Here is a 16,299-nt window from a genome sequence, read left to right on the forward strand (position 1 = left end):
TGTGGTTTTTAATTTTGTATCACTTTGAGTGTCTTTCCATTCACAAAATCATCATGCGAAATAAAATAACCGTTTAGTGTTTTTCCGTCTAATAGAATTTTGTTAATTTTCCCGTCTTTATTGACTTCACGTTCAATAACAATATTTTTATTCTTGTAATATTTTGAATCTAACTCAATCGTAACTTTATCAAACATTGGCGTTGTAATGGTATAAAGCGGATCGCCCGGCGAAATCGGATAAATCCCAATCATAGAATATACCAGCCACGCCGACATTGTTCCCGTATCATCATTGCCGGGAAGTCCGCTTGGTTTATTTTGGAAATATTCTCTAACCAGTTTTTTCACCATTTGCTGCGTTTTCCATTCTTCTCCTTTTACATAATTAAATAAATAAGGATTTGCAATGTCCGGCTCGTTTGCCATATCAAATTGTTTGATGTCGAAGATTTTCTGCAATTGTGCCGAAAAAGCTTTTTCACCGCCCATTAATTTCATCAAACCTTTAATATCGTGCGGCACCATAAAATTATACTGCCAAGCATTTCCTTCAATAAAACCAACATTTTCTTCAAAATTAGCTCCAGAAACAGGATCAAATGGTTCGTACCAATTTCCGTTTGCAATTCTTGGGCGAAGTAATTTTAGGTTTTTATCGAATAATTTTCTGTACGATAACGAACGGTTTTTAAAACGTTCAGCATCGGCAGTTTTTCCTAACGCTTTCGCTAAAAGTGAAATCGAATAATCAGACACATTGTATTCCTGAGTGGTAGAAACCGGCCCGCGGTCGTTCGTCGTTAAAAATCCTTTTTCCATATAATCTCTAAGTCCCGGACGAAGCGGATTATTTTCGATTTGGTCTGCACCTTTCAGCATTGCTTTGTAGGCTTTCTGCACATCAAAATCGCGAATTCCTTTTAAATAAGTATCTGCAATTACAATACTTGCCGGATCGCCAACCATGGTAAAAGTTTCTGTAGAATTTAATTCCCATTTTGGTAACCAGCCGTTTTCATCATACATTTCCAACATGCTTTTTACCATATTCGATTGTTGTTTTGGATAAACCAAAGACATCAATTGATGTAAATTTCTGTAGGTATCCCAAAGCGAAAAAACAGTATAACGCGTTCCATCGGTTTTGCCAATTTTACTTCTTTTAATTTCCGGATATTCTCCGTTATAATCATTCAAAGTATTAGGGTGAATTAGCGTGTGATACAAAGCCGTGTAAAAAATCGTTTTGTCTTCTTTTGTACCGCCTTCAACCAAAATTTTAGAAAGTTCTTCGTTCCATTCGTTGTACGTTTCTTTATAAACCGCATCAAAAGATTTATTTCCCGTTTCTTTTTCAAGGTTTTCGCGAGCGTTTGCAATACTTACATACGAAACTCCGATTTTTACTTCAACCGTTTCTTCTTTGTCAAAATCATAAGAAAAATAAGTTCCAATGCTGTCTCCCACAACCGTTTTGATTGTGTTGTCCATCATTCTCGTTTTTCCGTTATAGCCCATCCATTGTGCTTCTATACCTTCGTATTTTGAGGGCTTTTTCCAAACACCAAATTTGGCTGCAGGTTTAGAAAATTTCGCTACAAAATAAACTGGGTAAGCGTCTTCCGGACTGTTATAACAAAACGAACCAACGCTTCTCATTCCTTCAATTTCAGTAGAGGAAACTACTTTTACCATTGCGCCTTCTTCATTTGTTAAGCCCAGTCCCAGATTTAACAAAATGTTTGATTTCCCTTTCGGGAAAGTGAATTTGCTGACTCCAACTCGTTTTGAAGCCGTAAACGACGCCTTTACATTATATTTATCCAGCGTTACGCCGTAAAAAGCGGTTTTGGCAATTTCGTTAGAATAAGTCGAACCGTATTTTAAATGATTGGTTTCTACTTCTCCTGTTGTTGGCATTAACAAAATAACGCCCAATTCCGGACAACCAACACCGCTTAAATTTACCTGACTAAAACCTGTAATAAATTTATTTTCGTTTACATACGGATTTGATAACCAGCGGCTGTCTTTTTCTAAAGGCAGATTCTGCGGTCCCGCCACATTAAACGGACTTATACTTGCCATACCGCGTGGCGCAATTGGCCCCGGAAATGCCGCTCCGTAATTGGAAGTTCCAATAAACGGATTTACATAATCTGCGGGTTGCTGTGCTGCAACTTTTATATTATTAAAAAACAGCATGAATAAACATGCTGTTTTAAGAAGTATACTTTTATTTAAAACCATAGGTTTCATTTTTATCTGTTAACAGCGTCGATTTTTAAAGTCCACGCTTCTTTTGATGGAAGGTTATTTCTTAAACTTTCCGGAATTACCACTTTAAATCCTTCTCCGTCTTTTGTCCATTTTAAAGAAGTTTTAGAACCTAACATGGTAATTTTTGTTCCTTTTTTAGGAGAAATAGATTTAACCGAAACTTCTGCCGGAATTTTATCTTCTCCGTCTTTTGCTAAATAAAAAGCGTAAACATTTCCCGCTTTATTTTGTGTAAAGCAAATGTTGTTTTCTTTGTAAGGAGCAATTGGTTTTGTGTTGTAAATTGCAACGCTGTTTACTTTCATCCAGTCGCCGTAAGCCTGCAATAAATCGTAAGCGCCTTTTTGCCATTCTCCTTCAGGGCTTGGCGCAACATTTAATAATAAGTTACCGCCTTTTGCTACAACATCAATCAACATATGAATACCTTGTCTTCCAGTTAAATAAGTTGCATCTGGCGTATAAGACCATCCACCTCCAGAAGTAATACAAGATTCCCAAGGATAAGGCAGAGTTTTGTCTGGAACTCTGTTTTCTGGTGTTAAGTAGTTTTGGTTTTTACCGTGTACAGCTCTGTCCACTACAATTAATCCCGGTTGTTTTTTACGAGCTTCAATAACCAATTCGTCCATTTTAGGATCCTGATCTACTACTCTGTGTTTTATGAAACCGTTTTTAGCTTCGTTTTCTGTAAACTTCTCATCGTAGTTTTCTTTGATGTTTTTCTGGTCTCTTTTACGAACCCATCCTCCGTCTAACCATAAAATATCTACTTTACCGTAATTGGTAAGGATTTCTAAAATTTGGTTGTGTGTAAAATCAACATATTTCTGCCATTTTTCCGGATAAAGCGCCGGATCGTAATTTACGTTTCTGTCGAATGGCGGAAAATACGGATCCCAGTAATTTTCGTTATGCCAGTCTGGTTTAGAAAAATAGGCTCCAGTTGAAATATTTTCTGCTCTAAAAGCATTAAAAACTTCTTTTAAAACGTCTGCTTTTGGGTTTGTGCTAAAAGGACAATCTTTGTCTGTTACTTTATAATCAGAATATTTAGTATCGTACATATTAAATCCATCATGGTGTTTGGTGGTAAAAACCATGTATTTCATTCCTGCATATTTAGCGGCTTTTGCCCATTTTGCAGGATCAAATTTTGTTGGATTAAAGGTCTTTTTCAAGCCTTCATAATCTTTTACATATTGATTATAATTAGCAGGATTACTTCCTTTTTTACGTTCGCACCATCCATAATCTTCCGGACAGATCGACCACGATTCTACGATTCCCCATTGACTGTAAGTTCCCCAGTGCATCAGCAAACCAAATTTTTTGCCCTGCCATTCGTCTAAGTTTTTCAATACCAACGGGTCTGTTTCCGGTACGTATCTTTCATCTTCGTAAATTGCCTGGGAAAACATATTTACCGAAAATAAAAGAGCGATTATGAATATTCCTGTTTTCATCTTTAATCTAATTTATGTTTATTTAGTTTTTAGTAGTGTGTTGTTTTTTTGCCACAGATTTAAAGGATTTTTTTAAATCTGTTTGATCTTTTATAATCTGTAGCTTTATTTTTTTATTCTCAATATTATCCTCATTTTTTGTCCTTCTGAGCGTAGTCGAAGAACCGCAAGTAGCTCCGCATAGTAATTCTCCAATCTTTGTAGAGTTACTTGCGGTTCTTCGACTCCGCTCAGAAGAACAAACTCAACGTGAAACTTTGTCAAAGTTTAAATTCCTAAAATTATCCCCAACAGTTTGTCATTTCGACTAAAAGGAGACCCGAGCGATAGCGAACAGGCGAAGCAAATCACACGCGTAACCACAATGGTTATCGATTATTGTTGCGGAGTTTCTAGTGTGATTTCTCCCTCCGGTCGAAATGACAAACTAGACTTTCAAACCTTGACAAAACTGCCGTGCGCAATAAGTTAATTCACCACAACTTCATCCACAAACAACCAAGAACTTTCCCCTTTCGGGCTTTTCTTTAGGTTGCCTACAATTACTTTTACGTATCTCGCGTTTTGTTTCTGAAAATTGATTTTAAAATCTTTCAATTCCGGAAGCGGATTTACAGCATAAGCACGAGTAATTTTTCCGACTTGTTTGAAATTAGCTCCATCATTAGAAATCAAAACTTTTACTTGTATCGGAAAATTAACTCCGGCGCCTTGACTTTCTAAAGCTCCAACACTTACTTGTTCGATGCTTTCTTCTTTTTCAAGATCAACCACCAATTCCATATCGTTTACCAGCCACGCCTGCCATTGTCCGTCGTGAAAGTTTTTAGAACCTCTAATCGTATTTACCATTGTATTGGCATCACCTTTATAACTCTGATTATAAGGCGTTAAATATTTTACTTTGTGCGCCACCGCTTTGTGGAAAATAATAGTGTCTGTGAAAATTTTTCCAACTGGTTTGTCATTTTGAAATAAAGAAGCTTTTAAGATTGTAGTTTCTCTAAATGCAATCGGGCTTACATATTTCAATGCATGATGATCCAAAGCTTTATCTCCCAAAACATAACGAATGTCTGGATTCGGAAACTCATTTTTTAATTCCACCTTCACTTGCTTATTCGCTAAATCTGCCGTTGAAGCAGCCGTAACCAAATAAGCACTTTTTGCATAATTGATTCCCAGATAATCGTAACGTTTTAATAATGAAAACAATCTTGTCGTAAAATCATTCCAGTTGCGTGATTCTTTCGGACTCCAGAGTGTTTCTGACAATGCCGCTAATCTTGGAAAAATCATGTATTCTGAATCTTTTGGCCCTGCAATATGTTCTGCCCACAAATTAGCTTGTCCGCCCAAAACGTGCGTTGCCAGCGTTGGCGTCATTGAACCCGTAGGATCAAATTCGTAAACTTTATTCAGCGGATTATAAGCGTCAAAAGCTAAAGGTTCTTCGTTTTGAGGGCCTTGATAAAAATTAAAATAACAAGGAGATTCTGGAGACATAATTACATCGTGTCCTTTTTCTGCCGCTTCAGTTCCAATTTTTTCGCCTCTCCAACTCATAATGGTAGCAGAAGGATTTAGACCGCCTTCCAGGATTTCGTCCCAGCCAATTAGTTTTTTACCTTTAGAATTAACATATTTTTCAATTCGTTTAACGAAATAACTCTGCAATTCACCAACATCTTTTAAATGTTCGTCTTTGATTCTTTTTTGACAATTTGGACATTTTGCCCAATTGGTTTTCGTAGCTTCATCTCCACCAATATGAATGTATTTTGAAGGGAAAATTTCCATCACTTCATCCAAAACATTCTGTAAAAATTCAAAAGTCGTTTCTTTTCCAGCGCAGTAAATATCTGTAATTGGCCAAAGTCCGCCAGACGGAACGCCAATTCTCTGATTGAAACAAGCCAGTTCGGGATACGCTGCAATGGCGCTGCTTACGTGCGCCGGCATTTCGATTTCTGGAATTATTTCTACATTTTTTGTAGCAGCATATTTTACGATTTCTTTTAATTCTTCCTGAGTCAAAAATCCTCCGTAAGTTCCTTTTTCGTCAGGATTTGTAGTCAGCCTTGCATTCCAGCTTGTATTTTCCTGATCTACTCTCCAAGCGCCGACTTCTGTTAGTTTTGGATATTTTTTAATTTCGATTCTCCAACCTTGATCGTCAACCAAATGCAAATGCAGAACATTCATTTTATGCATTGCCAAACGATCAATCGTTGTCATGATGTAATTTTTATCGAAGAAATGACGTGATAAATCCAGCATAAAACCTCTCCATTTAAAACGAGGTTCGTCTGTAATCGTTAAGTTTGGAATTTCCCATTTTGCTGTAGAAATCGCAAATTTACTTTCGATAGCATCGGGAAGTAATTGTCTAAGACTTTCTAAACCATAAAGAAAACCTGCATTTCCTTTGGCAGTAATGGTGATGCTTTTTGGATTTACATCTAATATGTAAGCTTCGTTTTTTAGGTTTGGATCTGTTTTAAACTGAACAAAATTACTACCCGGAATTTGAGCCGAAATTGCCGGACGAAATCCTGCCGCAACTTCAAATTTGTTAATTAAAGCTGTTGAAGCCTCTTTTTGAAAATCGCCATTGGCAACAAACTTGGTATCTTTATTAAATTGAAAAACACCCGCTTTCATCAAAATCTGCGACGGTTTCGGAATAATTTGAATATCCTTTTCTGTATATATCTTTTGACTGTAAGCTGAACTTAAAACCGTTAGAAAGATTACAACAAGAAATGATTTTAATACTTTCATTTTATTTATTTTAAAGATGGTGTAATTTTAAATTGATACTGATAACTTTTTTCTCTCAACAAGTATTTTTCCATTGGCCATGCCTGCCAGCTGTCTATACCGCCAACACCCATTTGTTTAGAATCAATTTTTAAGCTGGTTAAATCTCTTTCTTTTAATTCTGCAGCGTGTCTTTGGTCTTTTTTAATACCGTCGTCTAAATCTTCGTTGAGAAAATGAAGTGCTGTAAAAGAAAGCAATTCGTCTGATGTTACTGTTAATTTTAATTTATCATTTGATAACGTTACCCATCTTACATCTGTTTTATTTCCAGTCTCTTGCGGACGGATATAAGGATAATATTGTTCTGAAACTGTTTGATTGTAAAGCCCCACTTCTGAACTGTATTTTCTGTCAATATAGTTTTCGTATGGTCCTCTTCCGTAATAACTTACATTGCTAAAATCTTTCGGAATAATAATTTCCATACCAAATCTTGGCAGTATTACTACTTCTTTGGTTTTATCAATATTCAATTGTTCTTTTACGCTCAATTCTCCGTTGCTGTTGATTTCGTAATTCAATTCTAATTTTGATGAAACCTGCGGTAAATCATAAGTCGCTTTTACCAAAATTTTATTGTCTTTGGTAACCGAATTTGTCCAGCTTACCAACGTTGGATTTTCTGTTGCTTCTTTCCAGGCAATTAAATAAGTCTGAAAATTGGCTCCAAAATCATTGTCGTTTGGTGCTCTCCAAAAATTAGGACGCAATTGATATCCGTCTTTTATTATGGGTTGATTTTCGAAAGTATAGGCACTTATAAATCCTGTTTTTTTATCAAAAGCAATTTCTGTTTTTTCACTTTTAAAAACGGTATTATTTGCATTTTTTACCACTGAAATTTTTGCTGCACCATTTACTTTAATATCATTTTGCCATTTGCCTTTATAAGCCAATTGCTCTTTTGCAATTTCAAAACCTTTTGGCAGCAATGGTTCATCTTCTTTTAAAGTATAACTGATGTTTATAAAAGCTTCCTGATATTTTTTGTCGCCTAATTTTATAGGAAGCTGATACGTTTTTGATTGTTTTGGATCGATTGCCAAATAGTCAATTGCGCCGTTTGCTTCTTTAACTCCGTCAAGAATTACTTCCCAGTGAAGGGTTACATTTTCTAAGTTTTTAAACGAAAATTCATTGTACACTTTAATAGTCGCTGTTTCCTGATTTTCCCAAGAAGTCAGAATATTTTGCAATACATTTTTAACTTCAAAAGCATGTGGATTTGGCTTTCTTTCAACAGTAAAAACTCCATTATTTACAAAGTTGTTATCGCTTTTTACATCTTTTGGTCCGAAGTCACCGCCGTAAGCCAAAATTTTAGTTCCGTCCGGCAATGTTTTATAAACCGACTGATCGATCATGTCCCAGATAAAGCCTCCTTGAAAATTTGGATACTTTCTGTAAACGTCCCAATAATCTTTAAAATTTCCCATTGAATTTCCCATCGCGTGTGCATATTCACACTGAATATACGGACGATCCGGATGTGGATTTGCCAGAATGTATTCTTCCATTTTGTTTGGCGAACTGTACATTGGGTCGATGATATCAGAATCCCATTCGTATTTTAAATCTTTTCCGTCCCAAGCGCCCGCAGTCGCTCTTTCGTACTGAATTGGTCTTGATTTATCGCGATTTTTTATCCATAAATATCCTCTGTAAAAGTTGTATCCGTTTCCGGCTTCGTTACCCATACTCCAGATAATTACAGATGCATGGTTTTTATCTCTTTCAACCATACGCTGCATACGCTGAATGTGCGACAACTCCCAGTCTGGTTTATTTCCCAGTGTTTTGGTAATATCGTAACCCATTCCGTGCGATTCTATATTGGCTTCATCAACCACATAAATTCCGTATTTATCGCACAACTCATACATATATTCGTCGTTTGGATAATGTGACATTCTCACGGCATTGATGTTAAATTCCTTCATGGTTCTAACATCCTGCTCCATGCGTTCTCTCGAAATCGTTTGTCCGGTAACAGGATCGGTTTCGTGACGGTTTACTCCTTTTATGTAAATCGCTTTTCCGTTTACTAAAAGCTGTCCGCCCTTAATTTCTACTTTTCTAAAACCAACATTCTGGTTGATAATTTCTACAACAGCGCCTTTTTTGTCTTTTAAAATAAAACTAACCTGATACAGATTCGGAATTTCTGCACTCCATTTCTTCGGATTATTTACCGCAAAATCAAATGCTGCTTTTTTAGTTCCGGCAGTAAGTTCGGCTTTTTTAGAATCAATAATTTTTCCATTATCTTTTAACTGAACTTCAAAAGTATAATTGTCGTTTTTATTTAAATCTGAAAATTGAGTCGAAATTTTAAGACTTCCGTTTACATAAGAAGCGTCAAGATCCGGAATAATTTCATAATCATTTAAATGCGTTTTGTTTCTGGCAATCAGGTAAGAATCTCTGGTAATGCCGCTCATTCTCCACATATCCTGACATTCCAGATACGAACCGTCGCTCCATTTCATTACTTTTAAAACGATGCTGTTTTTTCCGGTTTTAATGTATTTGTTGATGTTGAATTCAGAAGGTAATTTTCCGTCTTCGCCATAACCTACATAAACACCGTTTACCCAAACCGTAAGATTTGATTTTGCAGTACCAATATGTAAAAATATATCTTTGCCTTCCCAGCTTTTATCAACAGTAATTTCTCTTCTGTAAACTCCTGTCGGATTGTAACTTGTAGGAACAAATGGTGGATTTGGTGCCATTAAATAATCAAAATCGTAAGTCGTATTTACATAAACCGGATATCCATAACCGTTTACATCCCAGCTCGCCGGAATTTTAAAATTGTCCCAGTTTTTATCGTCAAATTTGGTGTTTTCAAATCCTGCCGGTAAATCGTTTGGACTTGTTACGTATTTAAATTTCCAAGCTCCGTTTAGGTCTAAATAATTTTGAGATTTTCTATAATCGTTTTGAGCCGCTGCTGCTTCATTTTCGTAAACGAAATAAGAGGCGTGCATTGGTTCTCTATTCTCTTCATTAATTTTTTCGTTCTGCCAATACGGAACTTTTTCCTGCGCCTGAACAGAAATTATTGAAGTTGTTAGGGTTAATAGGAATAGTATTTTTTTCATTGGTTGTTTTTTGGTTTTCTATGTGCTTATTTATTAAACACATAGAAACATAGATTTTATTTTTGCGTTTAATCATTATTGTTTTCAATGGATTAAAATCCGTCGCTACAAAATAATCCGTTCCTCCGGAACTTTTCACAAATGAGCCTTAGGCTCGAAATATATTGTAGGGATGGATTTTAATCCATCAATTTTTGTCAAAATTCAAAACGCAATATTATTTATCCCAAGACATTTTAAATTTTGCGTCTTCCATTCTGTGTCCTTTTTCATCATCAGAAACGGCAAAATTAAAACCCGATCTTAGGCTGTAACCTGCATGTTCTCCGTTTTTATTCAAAGCAATAAAACCAACTTGCAGGTATTCCATGTCTTTGTGGTTTTTGTGTTTGTTGTAAATACGTTCTGTGATTTCTTTGCAGGCATCAAAAGGCGATTTTCCCTGACGCATTAATTCGACCACCATTGCGCTTCCGGCAGTTCTAATTACGGCTTCGCCTAAACCAGTTGCAGCAGCTGCACCAACTTCATTATCCAGAAAAAGACCCGCGCCGATGATTGGGGAGTCACCGACGCGACCGTGCATCTTCCAGGCAGCACCACTAGTGGTACACCCTCCCGAAAGGTTTCCGTCTTGATCCAACATTAGCATACTTATGGTATCGTGATTTTCTATATTTATTACAGGCTTATATTTGGAGTCTTCCAGCCATTTTTTCCAGTCTTTTTCAGATTCTGGTGTCAATAGATTTTCTTCTTTAAATCCTTCTGATAAAGCAAATTGCAATGCACCTTGTCCGGCAAGCATGACGTGCGGTGTATTTTGTAACACTCTTTTGGCAACAGAAATCGGATGCATAATTCCTTGCAGAAAACAAACCGAACCGCAATTGCTGTTATGATCCATAATACAGGCATCTAGTGTAACTTTACCTTCACGATCGGGATAACCGCCATACCCTACGCTTCTTACGTTTGGATCTGCTTCTGGAATTTTCATTCCGGCTTCGATAGCGTCTAAAGCTGGTTTTCCTGCTTTAAGTTGTTTCCACGATTCCTGATTTGCAGGCAGACCGTGATTCCATGTTGAAATAATGATCGGCTTTTTTTGCTTTTTTTCAGTGAATTCAACTTCCTCTTCTTTGGTTTTAGCAAAACCGCTAACGCCTAAAACAGAACTTATTGCAAGGGTTCCTAAAGTTGTTTTTTTGATAAAATCTCTTCTATTTGACATGTGCTGCTTTTGTTTTAAAATTTCTGAAATTAATTAGCTTCTTGGCTCTGCTAATTTAATCAGATAAAATTTTTAATCCTGTAAAATCAATTATAAAGATGCTTTTACTGCTTTTATTGTTTTTAAATTACTGTCTGATAAAGCATTTCCGTCAAAAAAAGAAACGCCTTTTGCTCCGTTATTTTTGGCTTGTAGAATAGCTTCTTTCAATTCTGCATCTGATTTTAACCCCGGAATGTAAATTCCGGTATTTACTTTCGTTTCTTTTCCCTGCAAATCTGCAACGCCTTGTTTTGTAGCGTAACCAACCCAGTCCAATTCTTCATCATAAAAACTATGGTAAATCATTGGGTAAACCTCATCGATATTCCATTTGTCCCAACGCTGGCGCACCATGTGATCTGCCATTTCCGGATAAGGAAATACGGCTGCAGTTAATTTTACATTATGTTTATGTGCAATTTTGTAAGCGTCGTCAACAACTGCTTTTACAGCATTTAATCTGAAGTTTTTCCACTCCATATCAATAGAAGTATTGTGGCTGTTTTTTGGATTTTTATGATGTTCTTTTTCAAATTTGCTTACACACGCATCACAATAACAGAAATCAAATTGTGGCAATTCTGTATCCTGAACTAAATTGTATTTTGGCAATAAACTGATTGGCAAAAAGATATCCGGAAAACGAATGTAATCTAAATGTACACTTTCTATTCCTTCAACTTTTGCTAGTCCTTCAACTAAACCTAAAACGTGGTTTCTGGATTCTTTTTTCGTTGGGCAAAGCCATTGATAATAATCGACATACGGACGATTATCAAAACAAGATTTTCCTTCTTTGCTTACTTGGTACCAATCTGGATGTTGTAACGCAACTGAATCATTTGGGCGGTTCATCGCCATAATCCAGGCGTGTACTTTTAGTCCTTCTTTTTTGGCAAGGGGCACTAATCTTGCTAATAATTTTGGATCGGTTTGTGTATTGATTAAAACTTCATCGATACCACCGTCTTTGTATTTTTTGAATTCTTTTGAATATTCTTCGTTTGATTTTTTAGCATCGGCAGTAGTCCAAACGCCAAAAGTAAATTTTCCATCGGTTTTAGTTTCCTGTTTTCCACAAGAAAAAAGACTTAATGCCAAAGCTAAAAAAGCAATTTTTGACAACTGCCTAAAACTTTTATTTTGTAATGATTGTACCATCTTCTTTTATGATTAAGGTTTTGTTTGAAAAAGGACTTTTTACCGAAATATTAAATCCTGATAAATGATTTTCTAATACTGGTTTTATGGTTTTACCTTCAACAACTATATTTTTTTTACTGAGGTTTTCCAGTGATTTTGACCACGATTCATTTTTTTCGAAATACTGTTTTTGAGCGCGGTACAAAGCGTATAATTCCCATTTTACATCTTCTTCTTCCGGAATTGCAAAAGAATCTTTTTGTCCGATTTCTTTTGAAGAAAAGTATACATAAGCCCATTTTTCGGGCTCATGCATATTTATGACTCCCATAGGCGACCAAACCCAATTGTATTCTGGGAGAAACTTTCCTTCTTTATCTTTTTTACGCTCGTATTTTCCGTTTACAATATCGTGCTGCCAGTTTACTCTGGAAAAATTAACCCTCCAGAACTTGTCTTTCGGAACGTTATCATCAAAATAAGATTTTTTATAAACCGACCACGGAATTGCAATTTCTAATGTCCAGCCTTTATCGGTATCTGATACATTATTTATGGTTCCGTTTACTTTTACAGCAGATCTTAAACCGTCTATATTCCAATCGTTTAAGACTGTATTATTTTCTCGGTAAGGTTTATTTATAAATAAATCCCAAGCGGTGTTTAGAGCGTTGATTTCTAATTCGTAATAATTCTGAGTATCACCATCCGGATCTATAAAAACCTCAAAATCGTTATTATAAAAAATAATAGTATCGCGCTGTTTTAGGTTTGCCCAAACATGCGGTTCTTCCATTTTTGCGAGTATGTAGTAATTTTTATCATCCCAAAGCATTTTTACCTGCGTATTGTACTTTGGTTTTGCAACGCCTTCTATATCAATAAATGGTGTTGTCCACTCCGCTTTTTCCCAAGCCGGATCGGTTTCTTCTCCATCAATTATTATTTCTTTTGAAGTTTTGTAAGCAACGTAATTTTTGGGTGTTATCTCTTTTACCGATTGAGCAAAACCAGAGAAAGCGAAACACCCTATAATCACTGATAAAAATTGACTTTTAATTCGCATCATTTTTATAAACTATTATCTTTTGTAAATTGTATTACTTCGCTTAGTTTACCAAAAGCGATCGCTACAGCTGTATCTGCCGCACCGTAGTAAACTGCTAATTTGTCTTCTTCTGTATTATGAAGCGCTGCACATGGAAAAACTACATTTGGCACGTCTCCTACCATTTCGTAGATTTCTGCAGGCCCTAATAAATAAGGCTGTGTTCTAAATTTTACCTGATCTGGCGCATCTGTTTCTAATAATGCTGAACCCATTGCATAACGGAAACCGTTGCAAGTATTAATAACTCCGTGGTAGATCATTAACCATCCTTCTTCTGTTAAGATTGGAATTGGCCCTGCTCCTACTTTTGTACACTGCCATGCACTTTGCTCAAACGGAGACGGTTTCATCACTAATCTGTGTTCTCCCCAATATTTCATGTCCGGACTGTAGCTGATCCAAATATCTCCAAAAGGTGTGTGTCCGTTGTCACTTGGACGGCTTAACATCGCGTATTTACCGTTTATTTTTTGTGGAAATAAAACCCCGTTTCTGTTGAAAGGAAGGAAGGCATTTTCACATTGAAAAAATTCTTTAAAATCAAAAGTATATCCAATTCCGATAGTTGGTCCGTTGTAACCGTTGCACCAGGTAATCCAGTAGCGGTCTTCGATCCAAACCACACGCGGATCGTATTTGTATGCAGACTCGATCATTTCTGTGTTACCAGACTGCATTACGATTGGTTCGTGGTTGATGTCCCAATCGATTCCGTTTTTACTGAAACCAGCAAAAATATTCATTTGTACCGCTTTGTTATCACATCTGAAAACACCTGCAAATCCATCGCCAAAAGGCACAACAGCACTATTAAAAATACTGTTTGAAGTAGGAATTGCATATCTGTCGATAATTGGATTTTCAGAATATCTCCACATTACGTCATTGCTGTTTTCGGGTCTGTCTTGCCAAGGAATAGTACTCATTTTGTTTATTTTTAAATTATTCTGTTTTTTGTTTGTTGTTTTTTGTTTGTTGTTTGTTGTTTCGCCCAGTTTTGTCCTTCTGAGCGGAGTCGAAGAACACGCAAGAAGCTCCTTCTGGATATTCGCCAATCTTTGCAGAATTATCAGCCGATTCTTCGACTCCGCTCAGAAGGACAAAACTTTACGAATTCTTTGCAGATCTCTTTGTGTTTTTTTTGTAAAGCTTTGTCAAAGTTTTAAAACCTTGACAAAGCGGTTGTTGTTGTCATGTTTAGTTAATCTTCAATTTTTCTAACTCTGTCTAACCAAGTAAATTTCAAGGTAGTTGTCGTTACTAAAAAGACGATTAATGCTGTTATTGCTTTTGGATAATCTTTGATAATAAAGAAAATCGGAAGCAAGATCATACTTGACTGCCAAACAATTCCGATTACGCAATTGAGCATGTCTCTGTAGAAATCATTATTTTTTTGAAAAGATGAATCTTCTAATTTTAATGTTTTATAAACCGGACCCCAGAATCCCCAAGGTCTTACGTTGCTGTAAAAAGATCTTAAAACTTCCATATCAGTTGGTTTGCTCAGGTAAGTTCCTAAAAGACAACCTAAGATGGAGAAACCAAATATTAACGGGAATAAATAAATCGCCTGCACTTGTGATAAGTCATACAAAAGTGACCCTTCGGTTAAATTTCCTTTGTTCATTCCCAGAACAAATTGAAGCGATGCGATCAATAATCCGGCGAACATTCCCCAGAAATAACCCCAGCCGTTAAAACGCCACCAAATCCATTTTAGGAAATTGGCTGCTACGTAACCTCCGTATAAAGCACTTGTAATCCAAAGTGTTAGCGAGTTGATAGAATCTGCGAAGAATCCCATAAATACACCAAGGCCAACAACTACAAAAGAAGAAATCTGGCTTACTTTAATATAATGTGCGTTTGTGGCAACTGGTTTGAAGTATTTTTTATAAATATCGTTTACTATATATGCTGGTCCTGCATTTACAAAAGCAGAGAATCCAGACATAAAAGCAGCTAAAAGACCCGCTAATAAAATTCCTTTTATCCCAACCGGAATATATAAGTTCACGACTTTTGGCATTAATAATTCTAAATCTGCTCCGGTTAATCCTCTGTTTGCATTTAATTCTGGGGCGAGGTTCATTAAAGCGATTACGACAATTCCTGTAATTAATAAATATCTCGGAATGAATAAAATTAGATTGGTAAAACCACTCATGTACGCAGCTTCTTTTACCGATTTTGTAGAAAGAATTCTTTGTAAATCGTAACTTGGCGTTGGCCCGGCAACACTCGCAAAAAAGCCTTTGAATAATGTCATTCCGATAAAAGCGCCAAACATTTTGTAACCTTCGGAATCTATTAAATTATTGAAGGTTTGAAATTTATCACTCCACTGGGTTTCAAACTGCCATCCGAAGAAAACATTTTTCCATTCTTCTGTAATAACCGAATTTATATCTAGCTGTGAATAATTGATAAAAGCGTAACCCGCAATTAAAACTCCGGCAATAATCATGATGATATATTGTACAACTTCTGTTGCCACTACAGAAAACATTCCGCCTTTTACGGTATAAATTGTCGTTAAAAATATGATTAACAAAGCATAAGAACGTTCTGAAGTCAACACAATTAAATCGCCATAATGAAGCGTTAAATCCCACGGAAGAATAATGGTTACAAATTTTCCGATTCCTTCAAAAAAGTAGGCGATAAAACCAATTGTAGAAATAATAGCAAAAATAGCAACGATAATATGCGAAGCTTTTCCGGCTCTGTCGCTTCCAAAACGGGTCAAAATCCATTCTGAACCTGTCATTACTTTTGATCTTCTGATCCAGACTGCGAGGAACATCATCACAAAAATCTGATTCCAAATTGGCCAAAGCCACATAAACATGAAACTTTTTACGCCGTATAAAAACAAAACTCCAATCATCCAGGAAGTTCCCGAAACATCAAACATTCCAGATCCGTTGCTTAATCCAAGGAAATACCATTTGATCGTTTTTCCCCCAAGGAAATAATCATCTAAACCTTTTGATGCTTTTCTGGAAATCCAAATACCAATACCGACCGAGAGGACGATATAGATTAAAATGATTGATACGTCTATTATATTCATTAATTCTTA

9 protein-coding genes are annotated in these 16,299 nt (G+C 36.2%); all 9 read right to left on the minus strand.

Going from position 1 to position 16,299, the window contains the following annotated elements; all coding sequences use genetic code 11:
* Positions 1-8 precede the first annotated feature (8 nt).
* Positions 9-2,261: a GH92 family glycosyl hydrolase gene (locus EV144_RS15650; protein ID WP_410501178.1), complete on the minus strand. Its 2,253-nt coding sequence runs from the start codon at positions 2,259-2,261 to the stop codon at positions 9-11.
* A gap of 2 nt (positions 2,262-2,263) precedes the next feature.
* Positions 2,264-3,748 (minus strand): alpha-L-fucosidase, encoded by a 1,485-nt coding sequence (locus EV144_RS15655; RefSeq protein WP_134150109.1) that lies wholly within the window; start codon positions 3,746-3,748, stop codon positions 2,264-2,266.
* 468 nt (positions 3,749-4,216) lie between these two features.
* Positions 4,217-6,532: a family 20 glycosylhydrolase gene (locus tag EV144_RS15660; protein WP_134150110.1), complete on the minus strand. Its 2,316-nt coding sequence runs from the start codon at positions 6,530-6,532 to the stop codon at positions 4,217-4,219.
* A gap of 5 nt (positions 6,533-6,537) precedes the next feature.
* The gene (locus tag EV144_RS15665; RefSeq protein WP_134150111.1) at positions 6,538-9,681 is read right to left on the minus strand and encodes a glycoside hydrolase family 2 TIM barrel-domain containing protein; all 3,144 of its coding nucleotides are present in this window, start codon (positions 9,679-9,681) and stop codon (positions 6,538-6,540) included.
* Between the two features lie 217 nt (positions 9,682-9,898).
* The gene (locus tag EV144_RS15670) at positions 9,899-10,915 is read right to left on the minus strand and encodes an isoaspartyl peptidase/L-asparaginase family protein (RefSeq protein WP_134150112.1); all 1,017 of its coding nucleotides are present in this window, start codon (positions 10,913-10,915) and stop codon (positions 9,899-9,901) included.
* 90 nt (positions 10,916-11,005) lie between these two features.
* On the minus strand, positions 11,006-12,118 hold the full coding sequence (locus tag EV144_RS15675) for a putative glycoside hydrolase (protein ID WP_134150113.1): 1,113 nt from the start codon (positions 12,116-12,118) through the stop codon (positions 11,006-11,008).
* Positions 12,096-13,166 carry a carbohydrate-binding family 9-like protein gene (locus EV144_RS15680; protein WP_134150393.1) on the minus strand — a complete coding sequence of 357 codons (1,071 nt, stop codon included), beginning with the start codon at positions 13,164-13,166 and terminating at the stop codon, positions 12,096-12,098. The genes EV144_RS15675 and EV144_RS15680 overlap by 23 nt, the downstream gene beginning before the upstream one ends.
* A gap of 5 nt (positions 13,167-13,171) precedes the next feature.
* A complete protein-coding gene (locus EV144_RS15685) occupies positions 13,172-14,137 on the minus strand; it encodes a glycoside hydrolase family 130 protein (RefSeq protein WP_134150114.1) in 966 nt (321 codons plus the stop codon).
* 275 nt (positions 14,138-14,412) lie between these two features.
* Entirely contained in the window at positions 14,413-16,290 is a 1,878-nt protein-coding gene (locus EV144_RS15690; protein ID WP_134150115.1) for a sodium:solute symporter family protein, read from the minus strand.
* Positions 16,291-16,299: the final 9 nt, after the last annotated feature.

This window comes from Flavobacterium sp. 270 (assembly GCF_004368785.1).
In the GTDB taxonomy this organism is placed as follows: domain Bacteria; phylum Bacteroidota; class Bacteroidia; order Flavobacteriales; family Flavobacteriaceae; genus Flavobacterium.

Excerpts from the sequence above, each read along its gene's own strand:
- EV144_RS15650 (WP_410501178.1), bottom strand. The coding sequence starts at position 2,261 with ATGAAACCTATGGTTTTAAATAAAAGTATACTTCTTAAAACAGCATGT.
- EV144_RS15655 (WP_134150109.1), bottom strand. The coding sequence starts at position 3,748 with ATGAAAACAGGAATATTCATAATCGCTCTTTTATTTTCGGTAAATATG.
- EV144_RS15660 (WP_134150110.1), bottom strand. The coding sequence starts at position 6,532 with ATGAAAGTATTAAAATCATTTCTTGTTGTAATCTTTCTAACGGTTTTA.
- EV144_RS15665 (WP_134150111.1), bottom strand. The coding sequence starts at position 9,681 with ATGAAAAAAATACTATTCCTATTAACCCTAACAACTTCAATAATTTCT.
- EV144_RS15670 (WP_134150112.1), bottom strand. The coding sequence starts at position 10,915 with ATGTCAAATAGAAGAGATTTTATCAAAAAAACAACTTTAGGAACCCTT.
- EV144_RS15675 (WP_134150113.1), bottom strand. The coding sequence starts at position 12,118 with ATGGTACAATCATTACAAAATAAAAGTTTTAGGCAGTTGTCAAAAATT.
- EV144_RS15680 (WP_134150393.1), bottom strand. The coding sequence starts at position 13,166 with ATGCGAATTAAAAGTCAATTTTTATCAGTGATTATAGGGTGTTTCGCT.
- EV144_RS15685 (WP_134150114.1), bottom strand. The coding sequence starts at position 14,137 with ATGAGTACTATTCCTTGGCAAGACAGACCCGAAAACAGCAATGACGTA.
- EV144_RS15690 (WP_134150115.1), bottom strand. The coding sequence starts at position 16,290 with ATGAATATAATAGACGTATCAATCATTTTAATCTATATCGTCCTCTCG.